The organism is Paenibacillus sp. JNUCC32 (assembly GCF_014863545.1).
GTDB classification, from domain to species: Bacteria; Bacillota; Bacilli; order Paenibacillales; family Paenibacillaceae; genus Paenibacillus_AQ; species Paenibacillus_AQ lautus_A.
On record NZ_CP062260.1, the window covers coordinates 384,557 to 402,720 of the forward strand.

Annotated in this window: 16 protein-coding genes; 7 read left to right on the top strand and 9 right to left on the bottom strand. The window is 50.5% G+C overall.

Annotated elements, in window-relative coordinates:
- Nucleotides 1–17: 17 nt before the first annotated feature.
- The 3 genes from JNUCC32_RS01780 (at nt 18) to dgoD (ending at nt 3,981) form a co-directional block, all read left to right on the top strand.
- A complete protein-coding gene (locus JNUCC32_RS01780) occupies nt 18–2,021 on the top strand; it encodes an AbfB domain-containing protein (protein ID WP_192570896.1) in 2,004 nt (667 codons plus the stop codon).
- 161 nt (nt 2,022–2,182) lie between these two features.
- Nucleotides 2,183–2,818, top strand: a complete 636-nt coding sequence (locus JNUCC32_RS01785) for a bifunctional 4-hydroxy-2-oxoglutarate aldolase/2-dehydro-3-deoxy-phosphogluconate aldolase (protein ID WP_192570897.1) — start codon at nt 2,183–2,185, stop codon at nt 2,816–2,818.
- Between the two features lie 14 nt (nt 2,819–2,832).
- Nucleotides 2,833–3,981: a galactonate dehydratase gene (gene dgoD, locus JNUCC32_RS01790; protein WP_009593299.1), complete on the top strand. Its 1,149-nt coding sequence runs from the start codon at nt 2,833–2,835 to the stop codon at nt 3,979–3,981.
- A 154-nt stretch (nt 3,982–4,135) separates the two neighbouring features.
- Here dgoD and JNUCC32_RS01795 read toward each other — a convergent pair whose 3' ends face one another.
- The 5 genes from JNUCC32_RS01795 to JNUCC32_RS01815 form a co-directional block, all read right to left on the bottom strand.
- On the bottom strand, nt 4,136–5,050 hold the full coding sequence (locus JNUCC32_RS01795; protein WP_192570898.1) for a nucleoside hydrolase: 915 nt from the start codon (nt 5,048–5,050) through the stop codon (nt 4,136–4,138).
- A 79-nt stretch (nt 5,051–5,129) separates the two neighbouring features.
- Nucleotides 5,130–6,053: a S66 peptidase family protein gene (locus tag JNUCC32_RS01800; protein WP_192570899.1), complete on the bottom strand. Its 924-nt coding sequence runs from the start codon at nt 6,051–6,053 to the stop codon at nt 5,130–5,132.
- A 113-nt stretch (nt 6,054–6,166) separates the two neighbouring features.
- Nucleotides 6,167–6,991 (bottom strand): NmrA family NAD(P)-binding protein, encoded by an 825-nt coding sequence (locus JNUCC32_RS01805; RefSeq protein WP_192570900.1) that lies wholly within the window; start codon nt 6,989–6,991, stop codon nt 6,167–6,169.
- A gap of 59 nt (nt 6,992–7,050) precedes the next feature.
- The gene (locus JNUCC32_RS01810; protein ID WP_192570901.1) at nt 7,051–7,506 is read right to left on the bottom strand and encodes a MarR family winged helix-turn-helix transcriptional regulator; all 456 of its coding nucleotides are present in this window, start codon (nt 7,504–7,506) and stop codon (nt 7,051–7,053) included.
- A gap of 141 nt (nt 7,507–7,647) precedes the next feature.
- Nucleotides 7,648–8,523 carry an AraC family transcriptional regulator gene (locus JNUCC32_RS01815; protein WP_192570902.1) on the bottom strand — a complete coding sequence of 292 codons (876 nt, stop codon included), beginning with the start codon at nt 8,521–8,523 and terminating at the stop codon, nt 7,648–7,650.
- A 140-nt stretch (nt 8,524–8,663) separates the two neighbouring features.
- Between JNUCC32_RS01815 and JNUCC32_RS01820 the strand changes: the two genes are divergently transcribed.
- The 4 genes from JNUCC32_RS01820 to JNUCC32_RS01835 all read left to right on the top strand — a co-directional run bounded on the left by JNUCC32_RS01820 (nt 8,664) and on the right by JNUCC32_RS01835 (nt 12,274).
- A complete protein-coding gene (locus JNUCC32_RS01820) occupies nt 8,664–9,524 on the top strand; it encodes an amidohydrolase family protein (protein WP_192570903.1) in 861 nt (286 codons plus the stop codon).
- Nucleotides 9,511–10,452, top strand: a complete 942-nt coding sequence (locus tag JNUCC32_RS01825; RefSeq protein WP_192570904.1) for an aldo/keto reductase — start codon at nt 9,511–9,513, stop codon at nt 10,450–10,452. The genes JNUCC32_RS01820 and JNUCC32_RS01825 overlap by 14 nt, the downstream gene beginning before the upstream one ends.
- Before the next feature lie 19 nt (nt 10,453–10,471).
- The gene (locus JNUCC32_RS01830; RefSeq protein WP_192570905.1) at nt 10,472–11,485 is read left to right on the top strand and encodes a zinc-binding alcohol dehydrogenase family protein; all 1,014 of its coding nucleotides are present in this window, start codon (nt 10,472–10,474) and stop codon (nt 11,483–11,485) included.
- Nucleotides 11,486–11,842: 357 nt separating this feature from the next.
- Complete coding sequence (locus JNUCC32_RS01835; RefSeq protein ID WP_192570906.1) at nt 11,843–12,274, top strand: DnaJ family domain-containing protein; 432 nt, start codon at nt 11,843–11,845, stop codon at nt 12,272–12,274.
- A gap of 139 nt (nt 12,275–12,413) precedes the next feature.
- On the opposite strand, the gene JNUCC32_RS01840 is transcribed toward JNUCC32_RS01835, so the two are convergent.
- From JNUCC32_RS01840 to JNUCC32_RS01855, 4 genes are all read right to left on the bottom strand, one after another.
- Complete coding sequence (locus tag JNUCC32_RS01840; RefSeq protein ID WP_192570907.1) at nt 12,414–13,934, bottom strand: ABC transporter substrate-binding protein; 1,521 nt, start codon at nt 13,932–13,934, stop codon at nt 12,414–12,416.
- Nucleotides 13,935–13,962: 28 nt separating this feature from the next.
- Nucleotides 13,963–14,724 carry a response regulator transcription factor gene (locus JNUCC32_RS01845; protein WP_192570908.1) on the bottom strand — a complete coding sequence of 254 codons (762 nt, stop codon included), beginning with the start codon at nt 14,722–14,724 and terminating at the stop codon, nt 13,963–13,965.
- Nucleotides 14,699–16,462: a sensor histidine kinase gene (locus JNUCC32_RS01850; RefSeq protein WP_192570909.1), complete on the bottom strand. Its 1,764-nt coding sequence runs from the start codon at nt 16,460–16,462 to the stop codon at nt 14,699–14,701. The genes JNUCC32_RS01845 and JNUCC32_RS01850 overlap by 26 nt, the downstream gene beginning before the upstream one ends.
- Before the next feature lie 133 nt (nt 16,463–16,595).
- The gene (locus tag JNUCC32_RS01855) at nt 16,596–18,092 is read right to left on the bottom strand and encodes an ABC transporter substrate-binding protein (protein WP_015736878.1); all 1,497 of its coding nucleotides are present in this window, start codon (nt 18,090–18,092) and stop codon (nt 16,596–16,598) included.
- Nucleotides 18,093–18,164: the final 72 nt, after the last annotated feature.

The following is an 18,164-nucleotide window of genomic DNA, read 5'->3' on the forward strand; positions in this document are numbered from 1 at the left end:
ATTATGGAGGGATCGAGATGAATACTAGGCTGAAACCTTTTGGGCTGCTTGCAGTCATCGTTATGCTGTTCATGTCAACCTTAGCCGTGCCAACGGCGCAGGCGGCTGCTATCGGAACGGTTGTTTATAGTAATCCGGCTGAACCGGAGCCTTATTATGTAAGGGCGGTCAAGCTTGATAATGGAGATATTCTGACCACCTTCACCCCGCGGTTTCCCGGCAACGCAGGATGGAGCGGCATGCAGCCCTTTCCCTTTTACAAGAGCACGGACAACGGGGCAACCTGGTCCTTATTCAGTGAAATTGATCCGAATGATTACGAACTGAACCGGAATCAGCAAGGCATGACAACGCTGTATGTACTGCCTCAGCAGGTTGGGGATTATCCGGCAGGAACCTTATTGTTTGCATCCACGGATTGGGACAACTCGGCACCGTATACGATTCATATCTGGAGAAGCACGGACAACGGCGCCACTTGGCAGTTTCACAGCAACCTGGCTGCAAGGGGAACCGAGGGGACAAAGCGTACATGGGAGCCGGAGTTTGCGATCACGGCCGATGGCCGGTTGATCTGCTATTACTCGGATGAGCGGAAACCGGGGTATAACCAGGCAATCGCGCAGGAGATTTCCAGTGACGGTGGACTGACCTGGGGAAATTACAGCATCATTGTGGGTAATCAGGCAGATTGGAATTGGCGTCCGGGGATGCCGCGGGTAATACAAGCGAAGAACGGAAGCTATTTCATGTTTTTCGAGATGCTGGGGGCAGCCCCTAACTTTGCGGTCCGGTTCAAAACCTCACCTGATGGCATCAATTGGGGAAGTCCGACGGATCTTGGCGAGGTTGTAGGAACAGGAATATATCGCGCATCCCAGACACCGGAGGTTGCTTACATCGATGATGGAACCGCGAATGGCCGCTTTTACGTTCGGGGCATGACGGATGTGGTTTCTTCCGCTAACAAAATGTTTACGAGCGCCGATTACGGAGCGACCTGGACGCAAATGGACGCGCCGCTGACCGTAAAAGGGTCAAATCAGAGCACGCCGGCAGCCTGGAGCGGAACGCTGCTGCCGCTGGGCCCGTCATTGCTCCTGGAGGTCAACACCGTAAAAGTGGGGAGCCGAAATGAAATCCGTGCCAATGTAGCCCAGGTGGATAAGGAATTCTCCATTGTATCCGGGGGGACCTATAAGCTGGTCAATCAGAATAACCAGCTTCTGCTGGATAATGCCGGCGGCGGTTCGCCGGCCGGGACAAACGTCATCCAGTGGAACGATCTCGGGGCAGATACCCAGTGGTGGCGGTTGGATTACAGAAACGGCGGCTTCTTCCGGGCAATGAATGTAAACAACAGCCTGATCCTGGATAATCCCAACGGAGCCACGACACCGGGTACAAACGTGATCATGTGGACGAATAATGAATTGGATACTCAGAGGTGGAAATTTACGCACAAGGGCAACGGATATTACACCAGCATGAACGAGCGCAGCGGATTGATGCTGGACAATGCGGGTGCCGGTTCTCCGGCAGGTACCAAGGTCATTCAATGGACGGCCAATGGTTTGGATACGCAGAATTGGAAAGCGGTGCGAGTGGATGCGGAAATTCCGGTCAACCAGCTGGAAAGCTATAACATCGCAAACAGTTTTGTTCGTTATCATGATGGCCGAGGGAAGATTGACGGGGGGCAGTACAGCGCTGAATCGCAGTGGAGAATGGTTCCGGGATTGGCCGATCCATCCGCCGTCTCCATCGAATCGGTGTCCTTTCCAGGTCAATATCTCAGACATCGTGACGGCAAGATTTGGCTGGAGTCCAATAATGATACCGCTCTGTTTAAACAGGATGCGACATGGAAGTTGCGTACCGGATTTTCAAGTCCATGGGCGGCCTCCTTCGAGTCTTATAACATATCCGGAACATTTATCAGGCACCGGGACGGCGTGTTGGAGATCTCGCCGATCACGACTACATTGGATCAGAAGGATGCGACATTTTACGTGAAGTGAATCATATGAGGGAATAAGCCTTCTGCAACATAATTAACAAGAGAAGACAGCTGATCAGGCGATCGGCTGCCTTCTTTTCTTGCAAAATACAACATTCCACTATCAGTTCTTTTATTGCGAATACGAAATACTTTTAAATGTAAGGAGGGAGCATAAACTTCATGAATACCATGTCCAGCATTCTGGATAACAAAATAATAGCGATTATCCGCGGCGCCAATTCAAAAGACGTTTTGAACATGGCAAAGGCGCTGCACGAAGGCGGGGTGAACATTCTAGAAATCACCATGAATTCACCAAACGCATTGTCTGCCATTGAAGAGATAACCGTTGAACTTGGAGATCGAGTGGTGGTGGGGGCGGGTACCGTTCTGGACTCTGAAACTGCGCGAGCCGCTATCTTAGCAGGCGCCAAATTCATTCTGTCTCCTACGGTTGACATAGAAACGATACAAATGGCAAAACGATACGGAGCAGTAAGCATCCCGGGTGCCTTTACTCCGACTGAAATTCTATCAGCCTATGAAAATGGCGGCGATATTATCAAAGTGTTTCCTGCGACGTTGGGACCAAGCTTCATTAAAGATATACGCGGACCGCTTCCGCAAATTCCGTTGCTGCCAACTGGCGGCATAGGTTTAAACAATATTCAGGAATTTATGAAGGCGGGCGCTATTGGTTGTGGCATTGGAAGCGCACTCGTGAATACGCAGCTGGAGATAACAGATGAGTATTTCGTGCAATTAACAGAAAAAGCGAGACAATTTGCTTCAGCTGTACAATCTAACGAGGATTAAGGAGTGGATTCATAATGAAAATTACGGGTTACGAATTATTCCTGGTACCGCCCCGCTGGTTGTTTTTAAAGATGGAGACGGATGAAGGCATTATCGGCTGGGGCGAACCTGTCATAGAAGGAAAGGCGAGAACGGTAGGAACCGCAGTAGAAGAGTTAATGGAGAATTTAATAGGGAAAGACCCATTAAGAATAGAGGACCATTGGAATCTCATGTATCGATCAGGCTTTTATCGGGGCGGCCCCATCTTAATGAGTGCGATTTCGGGCATTGATCAAGCCTTATGGGACATCAAAGGGAAATATTATAACGCGCCCGTCCATCAATTGCTTGGGGGAAAAGCAAGGGAGTCCATCAAGGTCTATTCATGGATTGGGGGAGATCGTCCTTCAGATGTCGGGAAATCGGCGAAAGAAGTGGTCTCCCGAGGATTTACAGCCGTAAAAATGAACGGTACGGAAGAACTTCAATATGTCGATTCCTATGAGAAAATAGACCAGGTCATTGAACGCATTGCAGCTGTCAGGGACGCGGTGGGTCCGTATGTTGGAATCGGCATTGATTTTCACGGTCGCGTGCATAAGCCAATGGCCAAAATCTTAGCCAAAGAGCTGGAGCCTTTTCGCCCGATGTTTATTGAAGAACCGGTTTTGCCCGAAAATAATGAAGCGCTGCGCGACATCGCTAATCATGTAGCCATCCCTATTGCAACCGGTGAACGAATGTTCTCCAAATGGGAGTTTAAACGTATATTGATGGATGGATATGTTGATATTATTCAGCCGGATCTATCCCATGCAGGCGGTATTACGGAATGCAAAAAAATCATCTCCATGGCTGAAGCGTTTGATGTGGCGGCAGCTCCGCATTGTCCATTAGGACCGATTGCGTTGGCTTCTTGCCTTCAAGTCGATGCGACTTGCCACAATGCATTTATTCAAGAACAGAGCCTTGGCATTCATTATAATCAGGGGAGCGATTTACTCGATTACATTGTGGATAATCTTGTGTTCGAGTATGAGAACGGTTACGTGAAAATACCGGAGGGTCCTGGCTTGGGAATTGAAATCAACGAAGATCATGTGCGAAAAATGGCCGATATCGGACACAATTGGAGAAACCCCGTTTGGCGGCATACGGATGGAAGCATCGCGGAGTGGTGATAACCCAAACGGATGTCAATCCAAATCATCGGTATTTGTATGTGTTTTGCATATAGCTTCCTAAGAGCGCCGGCAGCCCCTTCTATATCAAGTAGAAGGGGCTGTTTTTTTGGGATGTATCCTTTATGAGGGCGTTTTTATAAGTTATCCATGTCTATCGGGCAATCCTCAAGAAAAGATCCCGGAACACCTCGTCACGCCGAATGAAATGAACGGAGCGAATCATGTGCCGGAACGGATCATGCATCCATCGGAAATCCTCGGATATGCGCGGACTGTGAACCAGAGCGCTCGGACACCATTCCGGGTTGTTGAGCCAGGCAATGACGCCAATGTCCCAGATGACCCGGGAATAAGCAAAATGATCGTCGGAACAACTTAAATATGTTTCGAATAAATAATCCCCGATCTCGCCTTGGCTTTTGACGAAGTCCCGCAGTTCGGATAACGAGGTCTGCAAATGAGATGCCACGCCGAGGCAAGGAACGAGAATGAGCGGGACGCCGCAGTCCAAGACCAGCCTGGATGCGTGCAAATCCTGAAAAAGGTTAAACTCCTTCGTATCGCTCCAATGCAGGGCATGCCCGCCTAACCATACCAGCACGATCCGTTCGAGGATCCGGGGTTCCATGAGCAGGGCGGATGCAACATTCGTGATGGCACCGATCGCAACGACATACAAAGGGTCGGCAGGATCGCTTGCCATGGCCCGCTCAACGAGATTGCGCGCGGCTTCGCTTTCGACCGGCTGGTCGGAAGCAGGAAGGTAACCCGTGGAGCCGCGATAGACAGGGATGTCTTCACGTCCCAGAATGCGGCGGATGTTCCATATTTCCTGGTAGCTTTTTTCCATTCCGTCCGCAGGACCTGAAGATAGCTCATTGAAGAAAGGCGCTGCATATAATGCCTCTATGGTCATGTTGTCCGCGGATTTCAGCGCGTAAGCGATCGCAAACTGATCGTCGATTTCATTGAATGCGTCGGTATCCAGCACCAGGCGGATTTTACGTCCCGGATGCTCCAGACGCTGCACCAATTGGCTTGCCGGGATCGTTGGAAAAGTAGTCATCGCCATATCCTCCAATCATGTTTAGGCTAGGCCGTCAGGAGCCGCTCCAGCTGATTCATCTGGCATTAGGAAACGAACTTTATACGCTGACCGTGGGTTCGACCACCGTTATGGCATTACGGATGGAATCGAGATTAACGGTTGCGCCAATCGGCAGAGCTGCTTTATACACACCATGGCCCGTGGCAAGGTTCGTGATCAACGGCTTGCCGAGAGGCACGATGAACTCGTTGATGACATCCTCATAGGCTTTGCCGTAAGCCGTCTGACAGCCTGTACATTCCCCCATGATGATGCCGATGCAGTCACGAAATTTTCCGGCGAGCTTCAAATCGTTGAAGTATCTGTAGACGGTATTGGTAGGTTCATGCGTTTCTTCAAGAACGATGATTTTCCCCCGTGTATCGATTTCGAAGGGAGTCCCCAGCGTATCAACGAATGACGTTAAATTACCGCCTACAAGCGGCCCCGTAACGTTGCCCGGAACCCGGCCGATCAGGGGCATACCAGGCGGGTTCAGGATGGGGCGCGTTAATGAATACAGGGACGTTGCCGCAAAAAACTGATCGAAATTATAGGCTGGCGTTTCGGGTTTGAAGTCAATAAGCAATAGACTATGGAATGTAATTAAATCGACCAGTTGATGCAGGGCGTTTAATAAAACCGTGATATCGCTGTAGCCCGTCAAGATTTTCGGGTGATTCCGGATAACCTGATAATCCAGGTACGGGAGGATTCCGGCTACGCCTGTGCCGCCTCTGGTAGGCAGTATCATTTTAACCTGCTCGTTTTGGAACATCATCATTAAATCGGATGCCCGCTGTTCGTCCGTGCCGGCCAGAAACCCGTTTTGCGCATATACATATTGACCCAATACGATATTGAACCCCATTGCTCTCAAATATTCGATCCGTGCATCAATGATGCTGGCAGCGAGCGGGCTGCCCAAGGTAACGATTCCAACGGTATCGCCTCTCTGTAGTATTGGCGGACGTATCGGCATATTCCTGCCTCCTGCCTTGAAATAGAAGAAGCCTCGTATTCCCGTGTCTCTTTCTAGATTATATTGAATACGCCATCTGCACAGTACTGAAATGAAGCAGGAATAGTGAATCGTTAGTTGGATCTGCTTGCTCCGATATAAGTTTGGAGGCTTTCTTTCAGCGCTGTTACCGGGCGGCATATTAAATTCTCCAGATCGCCAGAAGTGGAAGCCGTATCGATTTTTCTTAAAAAGCTAAATATCCAATGCTGCACCTCATTGGTAGGACATAGGGATATCGGTGTGCCCGTTAGCTCGGAAAGAGCGGAGACCAAATCATTGAAGGTCCAAACGGATGGCGCAACAAGCTCATATGTCTTGTTCCAATGGCCCTCACCGGATAATACCCCCGCTATGGCGGCCGCCAGATCGGTGCGCGTAACCGCGTTGAACTGCCACGATCCCGGATGGACGCGAAGATTGCCTGTCGACATGGCTGCTTGCAAATCCAGCGCTTCAATAAAGTCCATATACAATCCGCTGCGAAGAAAAGTATAAGGAATTCCGGTTGTGCGAATGGCATGCTCGGTAGCCAAATGCAAGTGGGTCATCGACATATCGCTATGTTCAGGAAAGGCGAAACCGGTGTATAAAATATGGCTGACGTTCGCTTTTTTTGCAGCTTCAACCACATGGGCATGCTGCCGCAAACGAACGGTGTCATCGGGGTGGGGGCTAGAAATGAACAACAGGCGCGAAGCGCCGGCGAATGCCTCCTTCAGGGAGGCGGGGTCGTCGTAGTCGCAGAAGCGGACCGCAATTCCCTGCTCCTCCAATGCTGCCGCAGAGTCCATCTGGCGAACGCAAGCAACGATTTGATCAGGCTGAACATGATGTAGAAGCTCTTGGATAATGAGCCGGCCGAGCCGGCCGCTGGCTCCAGTAATAATGGTAGACAACGAATGTCATCCTCTCCTTATTTGGTTAAGTGCTTAACTAAGTCGACGTAAGAACACGGTTACGCTTCCTTTAATTTTTGCAGAAGGCCCAGGAGCTGTTTTAATTCATGTTCAGTCAGCGCTTTCATTTTTTCGGATATCCGCTGCCTGTTCGCGGGCAGGTTGTGAATCAATAGACGCTGACCTTCGCTTGTAATGGTGATGACCGACTTTCGACCGTCCCCGGGATGGGAATCCCGGCGAATCAAGCCTTCTTGCTCCAAGGGGGTAAGCAGCAGACTGATATTGGGTTTGGTTACACCGATTTTTTGTGCCAGCTTGGAAGGAAGCATCGTACCTCCTTCTTTCATAAGCTCAACTAGAATCCGTATTCTGGCTCCGTTCAGCCCTTGCGACTTCCAATAACTTTCGGATACGTCGACCAGCTTTGCCGTTGTCTCCACCAATGAGAAAAAAGCAAGGGCAGGCAGCGGCAAATCCAGCACGTATTGCTGAAGGTCATTCAAAGTGATCATGCCTCCTATATAGTTAAGTCCTTAATTATATTCAATGTAATCGTAGAGGGAGCCATTGTCAACGGTCGAAATTCTTGAATTCGTTCGTTTCAGGTAAAGCAGCAAGCACTTGCGATGATCGCAAGTGCTTGCTGGCGTGTCTTAACGATGGGAAGCAGCCTGCTTCCTGTATGCTCCCGGGGTCATGCCCGTCAATTTTTTGAAATTGCGATGAAAGTGCGTCAGCGTGGCATACCCGCAGATTTCAGCGATTTGCCCGACAGACTCCTCATGGTTTCGCAGGAGCTCTTTGGCACGGGCAATCCGTTTAGCATGCATGTAACCCGTCACGTGCAAACCGGTGTATTTCTTGAACATGCGGGAGAAATGGGCGGGGTCCACCGCAGCTTGTGCCGACAGAGCAGCTAGTCCGATAGGCTGATCCAGGTGTTCGTGAATCCATTGGATGGAATCCATCAGCCAGGCCGGGCCGATCTGGGAGTGGGCCGTCTGTTCTGCGGACAGGGTGCTGATATAGCGATTGATATGCAGCAGCAAGGAGCGCAGCTGAAGCACGAGCGCCTCGCGGAATCCTAGCTGGGCAAGCCGGATTTCTTCCGAGATTCCTTTCAGCATGTCCTCGATATAGGCTTGGTTCGACTCGGGTAATTGATGACGATAGGAGCCTGTTTTTTGAGCATATTCAAAACAGCTGAGGACGGAGTATTGCAAATCGCTTCCGTTCGCGCCGAGTACAAGCGAAGGCGCAAAGAATAAAGCACTCGAAACAATGGGCTGGTCCGGGTCAGGGAAAGAGCTGTGAATCGTGTTACCGGGTATGATGAAAAGGTCGCCTTCTTTTTTCTCCATCAGCTTGTTCTCAATAAAAAAAGTGCCTTTTCCCTGGTACACATAAACCAATTCGTAAAGATCATGCAAGTGATGAGGCAGCTCCAATTGGGGGCTTTTTATAGTCCGATAGACCATTTCCATCGGAAACAGGGGGTCCCCTTGAAAGGGTTTACGCAGGGGAGTCATGATTCACCACTCCTTATCCTCTATTAAGGACAACAATATCAAAATAGGTTATAAAAATGCAATCCTTGGCTATTTTTGTGCACAGATTATGAACGTACAATAAAGATAGCGAACATAACACCTAAAAGGCAGGGATGTATATGAGATTGGATGCCCACCAGCATTATTGGTTGATTGAGCGAGGGGACTATGAATGGATCACGCCGGAGGTTCCGGAGCTTCACCGAAATTTCCTGCCCTCCGATCTTAAGCCGCATTTGGATTCGCATCAATTGGACGGCAGCATAACGGTTCAGGCGGCACCGACCTTGGAAGAGACGGACTATCTGTTATCGTTGGCGGATCCCGATGCTTCCATTGTCGGAGTGGTAGGATGGATCGACCTGTTCGATCCGGAGCACCGCCGGCATTATGAGCGATTTCGGAAACATCCGAAATTTATCGGCTTTCGCATCATGATTCAGGATATGCCGGATGCCAATGTGATCCTGGAGCCCTCTTTTATCCAAGCATTGAATGAATATGTCAAGGAAGACGTTCCGATCGATCTTCTTGTCCGGAGTCATCAGCTGGAGACGCTGTTGAAGCTGATTGAGATGGTCCCCGGCATCCGCGGCGTCATCGATCATCTGGGCAAGCCGCCAATCCGAAGCGGACAGATGGAACCTTGGGAGAGCATCATGAAGCGAATCGCCCGTTTCCCGCGCATCTACTGCAAGCTATCCGGTATGGTCACCGAGGCGGAGCATCGCCGGTGGAGCCAGGAAGACTTTAATGGGTATGTACATAAAGTGGTCGCGATGTTCGGTCCCGATCGGATCATGTTCGGCAGCGATTGGCCCGTGTGCCTGCTATCGGCAGAATATGACCAAGTGGTTGACGTATTGGCAGAAGCGCTGCCGAAGCATTGGGGAGAACGGGAACATGCGCGTTTGTTCGGTCTGAACGCCAAGGCGTTCTATAAGTTGGATAAGGATGGTGTTCATCATGAAATACCGTAAGTTAGGCCGAACCGGTCTGGATGTTTCGGTATTAGGCTTCGGAGCGTCTTCACTAGGCTCCGTTTTTCGGGAAACCGACGACAGCGAGGGAATCCGTACCGTGCACGCAGCCATGGATGCGGGCATCAATTTGATCGATGTATCCCCTTATTACGGATTGACGAAGGCGGAAACCGTGCTGGGCGAAGCGATCCGACAATTACCCCGGGACCAATTCATCCTGTCTACGAAAGCAGGCCGCTATGGCGAGAATGATTTTGATTTCACGTCCAAGCGGATTATCGCCAGTATCGATGAGAGCTTGAAGCGACTCCAAACCGATTATGTGGACATTCTCTTTTTGCATGATATTGAGTTCGTTCCCGCATCCGTTGTAATGGAGGAAGCCCTTCCTGCACTCCAGCTTTTAAAGGAAAAGGGGAAAATTCGTTTTGGAGGGATTTGCGGTCTGCTTCTGCAGCTGTTCGAAAAATTGCTGCCCCAAATCGAAGTGGACGCCATCATTTCTTACTGCCATTATTCTTTGAACGATCAGACGCTTACCGGTTTGCTGCCGCTGCTTGACGAGGAGGGAATTGGGCTTATTAACGCCTCTCCCTTATCCATGGGCCTTCTCGGTTCCCGAGGAGCGCCGTCTTGGCACCCGGCTTCAACTGAAATCAGGGAAGCCTGCAGACGTGCGGCCGAGTATTGCGCTAAAGCCGGAACGGATATCGCGAAGCTAGCCGTGCAATTCTCGACTTCGAATGAACAGATCCCGACGACGCTGGTCAGTACGGCCAATCCCGATAATATACAACGTAATGCCGCTTGGAGCGAAGAGCCGCTGGATCAGACACTCTTGGCGGAAGTATTGAAGATATTGGAGCCCGTGCAAGGGCGGACTTGGACAAGTGGACGCCCGGAATACAATGAGGGCATCCGATGATGAAGAGGAGGCAGCTGGGATGAAGGGTATCGTATGTCAAGAGATCGGAAAATTTCAATACCGGGAGGATTTGCCCGAGCCTCCATTGCTCGAAGGAGAAGCCATCGTCAACATCAAGCGGATCGGGATTTGCGGTACGGATCTGCATGCCTTTCGCGGGAATCAGCCCTTTTTTACGTACCCGCGTATTCTCGGCCATGAGCTATCCGGTATCATTGAAAAAGTCGGAGCTAACGAAGAGGGATTGAAGGCCGGAGACACCGTCTGCGTCATTCCTTACATTCACTGCGGGGAATGTATGCCTTGCCTTAGAGGCAAAACAAACTGTTGCAGATCGTTGAAGGTGATGGGGGTGCATATCGACGGCGGCATGCGCGAGCGCATCTCCGTCCCGACTCGCCATTTGATGCGGGCGGAAGGGCTGACCTTGGATCAGGCTGCCTTGGTAGAACCGCTTGCCATTGGCGCGCATGGCGTTAAACGAGCGAATGTGACCCCGAAGGATACGGTTTTAGTCATCGGAGCCGGTCCGATAGGACTCGGGATCATGGTTTTTGCCAAAGCGCTGGGGGCAACCGTTATCGCCATGGATATGAACGCCGATCGGTTGGCCTTCTGCAAAACCTGGGCGAAGGTGGATCATGCCATCCAGGTTGGAGATGAATTGTCCGATCTTTCGGCGCTAACGGATGGAGAATTTCCTTCCATCGTTTTGGACGCAACGGGAAACCAACCCTCCATGACCAACGCTTTTAACATGGTTGCACACGGGGGGACCTTGGTATATGTAGGCTTGATTCAAGGGGATATTTCATTTCGGGATCCCGAGTTCCATAAGCGGGAATTGACACTGATGGGCAGCCGTAACGCGACCAGGGATGATTTCCATGATGTGATGCAGCGGATCTCGGAAGGCGGCATTGATGTAGATCCGTACATCACCCATCGATGCCGGTTTGACGATTTGATCCAAGAATTTCAGGGCTGGCTCCGTCCTTCCGCCAAGGTCATTAAGGCGATGGTGGAACTTTGAACCATTCTCTTGAATTGGTTGAACATGGTTCATGAAATAGTAGAATGCCAAACAACGCTCGGCTCACCAATATGGATGGGCCGAGCGTTGTTTCATGCCTTCGTTGTAAGCATGATCAGCACAACCGTGGTATGAATCCGCCATATGCCTCGTCCCGCATCATCGAATTTGATACCGAAAGCGACTGTTAAAACCATGTGATGTATGTTATATTTTGGATAATTTCGGTTGACGTTCGATGAAGAAGGACTTTGCGCTGCATATTAAGCAGGACGAGAACGGGAAGTACAAATTCTTTGACATGTCATTTGAGAAACGGATTTATTTCCCTGATATGTAAAACCGGAGGTGTCCGATATGGATTTGAACAATGACGCTAAAGAAATGGCTTCTGCTGCTGAAGAAAATCAGCAAAAAGAAAAAGAACAACGCCCGATGTCGACCAGCAGCGGGCTCCTGGAATCGGCCATCGACAAGTTTGCCAGAGAAGGCGGCTTTGACGATTTGCCGTTGAAGGGAAAGCCGATCAAGATCGAAGACGGCGATGTGCTAACCAGTATCATGAAGAACGCGAATTACCAGCCGGCATGGGTGGAGCTGAGAAAAGAGATCGCCGCCGACATCAAGCGTCTTTTGGACCGTCCGGAACCGAATGCGGTTCCCGAGGCCGAGGTGGAGGCCATCAACCAGAAAATTATGAAGTATAACCGGATCGTTCCGAATCCGCAGCTGCAAAAAGGCCTCCTGTCCGGGGTCCATTTGCACGCAGCCTATGAAAAGTGGGAGTAGAGAATATCTTAAATGTGCTCCCCGTTACGGGCCAAATGAACAAGCGAAAGAGACTCTGAAGCTATCCGCTTTAGGGTCTCTTTTGAATGGGGTTCATTGGGCCAAGGCCGAGCCAATCAGGGAAGCCCGGGGCAAGCAGTTACTTCCTGCCGCTGCGCCAAGCATCCAGCTGCTTCTGCACCTCTCGTATCACGTCATCCATGCCTGCTTGCTTCAGCTCCTCGTTAAACTTGGGAAGGATCGCATCGACATCCACGGAGCCCGTCATGAGGCTTGGATAATATTTATGCCAAACCATCTCGATGTTATCGGTTTGAGCGGTCAGCGCGGATAGATCCGGCGTAAATCCGAGCACGGTGGAATTGACGACTCCGGCGTTGTATTGACGGAATTGCTCCCATTTGTCGAGGGGGTCCGGGTTATCGCCGCCCATGGTTTTTAGGATAAACCAATTCCCCTGGGTGTACTGCACGCCTGAATAGCTGCTTGCGGGCGCATCCGGGATCGGTACGCCATGACTGTCTTTGTCTGTTTTCGGAACGACCTGCCCCTGTTCGTCCAATGTGTAGTGGATGCCTTCGATCCCATAATTGAATAAATTCCGTACTTCGGGGTCCGTATTAAGCAAATTTAGAAACTTAATGCATTCTACGGGATGCTTGGTATTGGCATTAACGGTCATGATGCCTCCCCGGACGGATTCCGTAGTAACGGTGCTGGGGGTTACGGGATTCGCTACAATCTTATAACCGCGATCCTTGCTCCAAGTCGTCTCCGAGAGCGGCCCCCCGCCGGAGGACTTCCAGAACACCTTGGCGCCTCGTTTGAGCCCTCCCGGCTCGCGCAGCGCCGCGTCCTTATTGATGAAGCCTTGCTTATAATAATGCCGCAGCGTATCGAGAACCTGCCGGGCCTCCTTGGTTTCGAAGATATTCACCACCGGTGCGTCCGGGTCGAGCGATTTGATCATCAAGGGCACTTTATGGTTCATGATGTATTCGTATCCGTAGAGAGCGAAGAAATTATGGGAATCCCGATCCAACTCCATAGGGATGTAATCCGGCTCTTTCTGCTGAATCATCCGGAGGAGAGGCTCAAGCGATTCCAGCGTATTGTACTTGGTGATGTCGATATGGTGTTTGTCCACGATCGAGGCGGGGTACATCCACTGATCGCGTACGGCTAACTCCTTATTGGTAGGGACGCCGTAAATGCTGCCATCGTTCATGCGGACCCCCTGCCAAAAGGTGGGATCGATGGCCTCGTACATATCCTTGCCCAGGCCGGCCAGATGGTCATCAAGCCTCAGCCAGGCTCCACGCATCGCGGTGGTTGCATAGTCGGGCGCAAAAGCAATGTCGAACGGGCTTCCGGCGGATATCAGCGTGTTCAGCCGATCTTCATATTCCTGCCAGCTTACCTTGATATAGGTGATCGTCACGCCGATCTTGCGAGCCATGATTTCATTGATTTTATCATTGACGAGGCGAAGATCCTTGTCGGGCTCACCGATCGTATAATAGATCAGGTTGACCGTGTCGCCGACATGCGGTTCGTCGTCAAAGCCAGGCTGTCCGAAGCAGCCGATTGTATAGAATGTGAACAGCAGCAGCATGCTGATCATCATTAAAGACCGTAAGCGTCTAGCGTATTTAACCATCGATGTCCTCCTTTCCGCCACGTATGCGTTACCCTTTTCCCCGCAGTTCAGAAGGAGATTTCCCGAAAAAGCTGTGAAAATGCGTATAAAAATAATTGAGATTGTTATAACCCACGGAAAACGCGATATAGGAAATTTTCTCATCCGTCGATTGAATTCTCTCCTGTGCCAGAAGCATGCGGTAAGCCATCAGGTATTCGGAAAACTTCATCGCGGTTTCTTTGAGAAACAATTGTCCGAGGTAGGTGCTGTTCATCTGGAAGCGCTCCGCCACGGATTTCAAGGTGATGTTCTGAGCATACTCCGTCCTGATCATCAGCAGAATCCGGTTCACCAGCTTGGATAAGCTGTCATAGCTAACGCCAAGCACCGGATCCTGGTTCAAGCTTTCGCCGTTTCGGTCACCTATCGAACCGCCCAGATCCTCGACGATGATCTTCTCGATCACTTGCTGCAGCTTGGTACGTTCGACCGGCTTGAGCAGATAGTCTTTGACGCCGCACCGAATGGCTTCCTGAGCATACTTGAATTCGCTGTAGCCGCTCATGATGATGTATTTCGTAGGGATTTGAAATTCGTTGAGTCTCTGGATCGCTTCATATCCAAGCTCCTTGCCGATGCAGACATCGAAAATGGCGACGTCCGGCAGCAGGTCCACCACCTTGGACATCGCTTCACCCGTGGATTCACAGGTTTCGATCCGTCCAAATCCGTATTGCTTCCAATCCAGGATTCGCTTCATTCCCTCCAAAATCTGAGGTTCGTCATCCACAATCATCAGTTTGTACATGTTCAATCACCTCTTTTGAAATCCGCACGGAAATCTTGACTCCAGCTTCCTCATTATTCTCAATATCGATCGAAAGGCCGTTTCCATAAAAGAAATGAAGGCGCGTATATACGTTACGCAGTCCGATACTATGGGAAGAAGTTTCATCATGGTTGGACAGCGTGCTGCGAACGATATCCAAACGTTCCGGCGGAATCCCGCTTCCGTTGTCCACGAATTCCAGCACATAACCATCATCCGCTTCAAAGCCGTTGACGACGTACAGATTAAACTCATGATTCGCGTTAAAGCCATGAATGAAAAAATTCTCAGCCAGGGGCTGCATCCAGAATTTCACGGTAGGGATCGAGTGCAGCGCCGGCTCGACATTGATTTGATAATAAAAACGCTCGGGATACTTGAACTCCATAATCTCCAAGTACTTCTGCAGCAATTCCAGCTCGCTAGCAATCGAGATGATATTTTCCTTTTTGACGATTTCACGATAGAGCGTGCCTAACGTAGCAATGGCGTCGGCGGTGTCTCGGTCCTGATTCACTAACGCCGTGGAACGGATAACCTCCAGCGTATTGTATAAAAAATGAGGGTTGATTTGGTGTTGAAGCGCTTTCATTTCGGTTTCCTGCTGCTTGATCTTGAGCAGATACTCATTGCGGATATGCTTGTCCAGCTGCTGAATCATATCGTCCAATTCCCGGGCGATCATGCCGTATTCGTTGCGACGGTACCGGGCGGGGCGGTTCGGCGTAAAATTGGCCATTTTCACCCGTCCGATCGATTGAATGATGCGGCGGAGGAAGAGGGCATCGTCCCGCATATTGTATGCGATGAGAAGAAGCACGCTGACCATGGCCGTCAATACGATCAGAAAGATGGCGACCAGCATCCCGGCATGCTGACGAATCAGCATGGATAAATCAATGATGCTAATAAATTTGAAATTAAACTTGGTGGACGGAAAGGAAACGAACAAGACATGCTTCCGTACACCCCTCGATATAAAACCATGGCTGCGGCCGTCTGCCTCGGCCAGTCGGGACAGCTCCTCCAAGTCCTGGTCCTGCCCATTGCCGATGAGGTAGGTTTCGCCGGTAGCACTGACCGCGGCGGCATTGCCAAACCGGAAATTTCGAATGGATTTAAAGATTTGTTCGCTGCTGACCAAAAAGCGCATTTCCCCGAACTCCTGAGCGCCCGCCGTCGGATTCGACAGTTTCTTGCGATAGACGAAGCCCTTCATAATCGTATCGCGGAACGCCTCGTCCGTATTCGGCAGCCCGAAGGTAAAGCTTGTTATCCCATGCTCATTAAAACGTACGACATTGCCGTATTGGCCGGTATGCAGGCTAATCTGCGTGATTTCGCCCTGCGCCCAGCTGTACAGATAGGTCTTCACATCCTCGGGAAACGAAACCAGCGGCTGGGAGAAATGGCTGTTCTGCAGCCTGCTGGTTAAATAGCCTTCCGCGCTGCTGCTTAGAAAGCTGCGAGCGTCGTCCATCAGTCCGGGATTGGAGTAGATGCGCTGCATGTAAGCCTCGATTCGGTCAGCATCATACTGCAGCTCATTCTCCACGCGCGCAAAGGCATTAGCCGCCTCGATGCGGGCATTGCCCACCCATTGATTCAGCAGCATGGCACTGGTCAGCGTACCAAGCGTCAGACCGATGACCACGACGAAGATGACATAGGCAATAAACTTGTGGCGATAGATTTTGATTTGTAAAAATGAGCCCATACGACACCTCAATTGCAGCAGGTCGCTTTAAATATGCGCAGCTTAATCTCAATGTAACACGATTCACGCCAAGCTTCATAGATAGGATGGAAAAAGCATCCCTTAAAAGTGTCCTAATAAGGGATGCAGGAATTTACTTGAAGTAATTATTGATCTGCTCTTGGGCGGCTTGCATGATCGTATCCATGCCGGCCGACTTTAATTCAGCGGTGACCTTCGGTATCACTTTCTCCGGATCGGATGCTCCTGTAATGATTTCATATTTGTATTTATCCCACACGGCCTGGCAGTTGGCCACTTCGGTCTGAAGATCGGTGATGTCCAGCGCAAAGCCGAGGACGGTGGAGGAGGTCGCTGCATCGTTCAGCTTTTTAACCTGCTCCCATTGATCTTCAGGAGCGCCTTTCGTAACCGCCAGATTAAAGAACGTGCCTTGCGTGTAAGCCGCAAGCGGCCAAGTATCGGATGTACGCTCAATCACTTTTTCGCCATCGACGTTGTTGTAATCCACGCCCAACTCGCCGAATGCCAGCATATTGCGAAGTTTAGGATCCGTATTCACCAACTCGAGGTATTTCAAGGCTTCCTTCTTATACTTGGAATTCGCCGAAATCGCGTTCAGCGAGCCTTGAATCGTACTGGTGGTATAGATCGGCCCGTAATGCTGAACCATATCGTACTTCTCGATGGCGTCATTGATCTGCCAGCTGATCTCGGCTCCCGGGAATGCCTGGGCCGCAAAGAACGGTCTGCCTTTGTCGTTCTCCGTCTTCGTCGGCGCATCCGGGTTGATGATGCCATCCTGGTACCATTGATGCAGCAGCTTCAGATTAGCCACAACATCAGGCTGTTCCAGCACGGAGACAACCGTGCGCGATGCGTCGTCCGCTTTGACGCCGATCGGAGGGAAGCCCAGGGTTAAATCGTCATAGTCGTTAAAGAAGCCGTTCAAGCCTTCGCCTTGCGTCATTGGCAGCGGATAGAAGCTTTTGCCTTCGCCGGCCTTCATGTCATGAAGCGGCTTATCCAGGTCCTGCAATGTTTTGATATTGTTGATGTCGATATTGTACTTTTGCACGTACTTATCATCGAATACCCAGTACTGCGTCAGCGCGGAATCCTTGTAAGTCGGAACGGAATAATATTTGCCGCCGATCTTTGTGCCTTCCCATACCTTCTCGGGAATCAATTTGTATAAGTCCGGCGTTTCGCTCTGAACCAGATCCGTAATATCGGCAAACGCGCCCATAGCCACTTGCTTGCTGTATTTACCGCTGTTCGTGAACATGATGTCGAATGGCTCGCCGGTATTCACGATGGTATTCATTTTGGTGTCCCATTCGCCCCAGCTGGCTACCTTGATGTCGACCTTCACGCCAATCTTCTCGGCCGTGTAGGCATTCATGGCATCCACCGCTTTGCTGAAATTGTTAGGCACTTGGCCGCCGATGGTCCACCAGGTCAACGTCGGTACATCCTTGCTTGCCGTTTCGGTGTCATTGGATGTGTCCGGCGTCGCTTGGGATCCGTCTGTCGCAGGTGCAGGCTTCGAGCCGCCGCAGGCTGCCAAAGCAGTCAACATAAGCGTCAGCACGCACAGCGTAGAGATGAACTTTAATGCTCTTTTCATTTCATTTCCCCCTTTTTGAAGTTGAATTACCTAAGTGTGTACAGCGGATATTTATCATAAACCAAGCTTGTC

Bases quoted from the DNA above. Each gene is read 5' to 3' on its own strand.
- JNUCC32_RS01820 (WP_192570903.1), top strand. From the start codon at position 8,664: ATGAGATTGGATGCCCACCAGCATTATTGGTTGATTGAGCGAGGGGAC.
- JNUCC32_RS01855 (WP_015736878.1), bottom strand. From the start codon at position 18,092: ATGAAAAGAGCATTAAAGTTCATCTCTACGCTGTGCGTGCTGACGCTT.
- JNUCC32_RS01785 (WP_192570897.1), top strand. From the start codon at position 2,183: ATGAATACCATGTCCAGCATTCTGGATAACAAAATAATAGCGATTATC.
- JNUCC32_RS01810 (WP_192570901.1), bottom strand. From the start codon at position 7,506: ATGATCACTTTGAATGACCTTCAGCAATACGTGCTGGATTTGCCGCTG.
- JNUCC32_RS01780 (WP_192570896.1), top strand. From the start codon at position 18: ATGAATACTAGGCTGAAACCTTTTGGGCTGCTTGCAGTCATCGTTATG.
- JNUCC32_RS01825 (WP_192570904.1), top strand. From the start codon at position 9,511: ATGAAATACCGTAAGTTAGGCCGAACCGGTCTGGATGTTTCGGTATTA.
- JNUCC32_RS01840 (WP_192570907.1), bottom strand. From the start codon at position 13,934: ATGGTTAAATACGCTAGACGCTTACGGTCTTTAATGATGATCAGCATG.
- JNUCC32_RS01845 (WP_192570908.1), bottom strand. From the start codon at position 14,724: ATGTACAAACTGATGATTGTGGATGACGAACCTCAGATTTTGGAGGGA.
- JNUCC32_RS01850 (WP_192570909.1), bottom strand. From the start codon at position 16,462: ATGGGCTCATTTTTACAAATCAAAATCTATCGCCACAAGTTTATTGCC.
- JNUCC32_RS01795 (WP_192570898.1), bottom strand. From the start codon at position 5,050: ATGACTACTTTTCCAACGATCCCGGCAAGCCAATTGGTGCAGCGTCTG.
- JNUCC32_RS01815 (WP_192570902.1), bottom strand. From the start codon at position 8,523: ATGACTCCCCTGCGTAAACCCTTTCAAGGGGACCCCCTGTTTCCGATG.
- JNUCC32_RS01800 (WP_192570899.1), bottom strand. From the start codon at position 6,053: ATGCCGATACGTCCGCCAATACTACAGAGAGGCGATACCGTTGGAATC.
- JNUCC32_RS01835 (WP_192570906.1), top strand. From the start codon at position 11,843: ATGGATTTGAACAATGACGCTAAAGAAATGGCTTCTGCTGCTGAAGAA.
- JNUCC32_RS01830 (WP_192570905.1), top strand. From the start codon at position 10,472: ATGAAGGGTATCGTATGTCAAGAGATCGGAAAATTTCAATACCGGGAG.
- dgoD (WP_009593299.1), top strand. From the start codon at position 2,833: ATGAAAATTACGGGTTACGAATTATTCCTGGTACCGCCCCGCTGGTTG.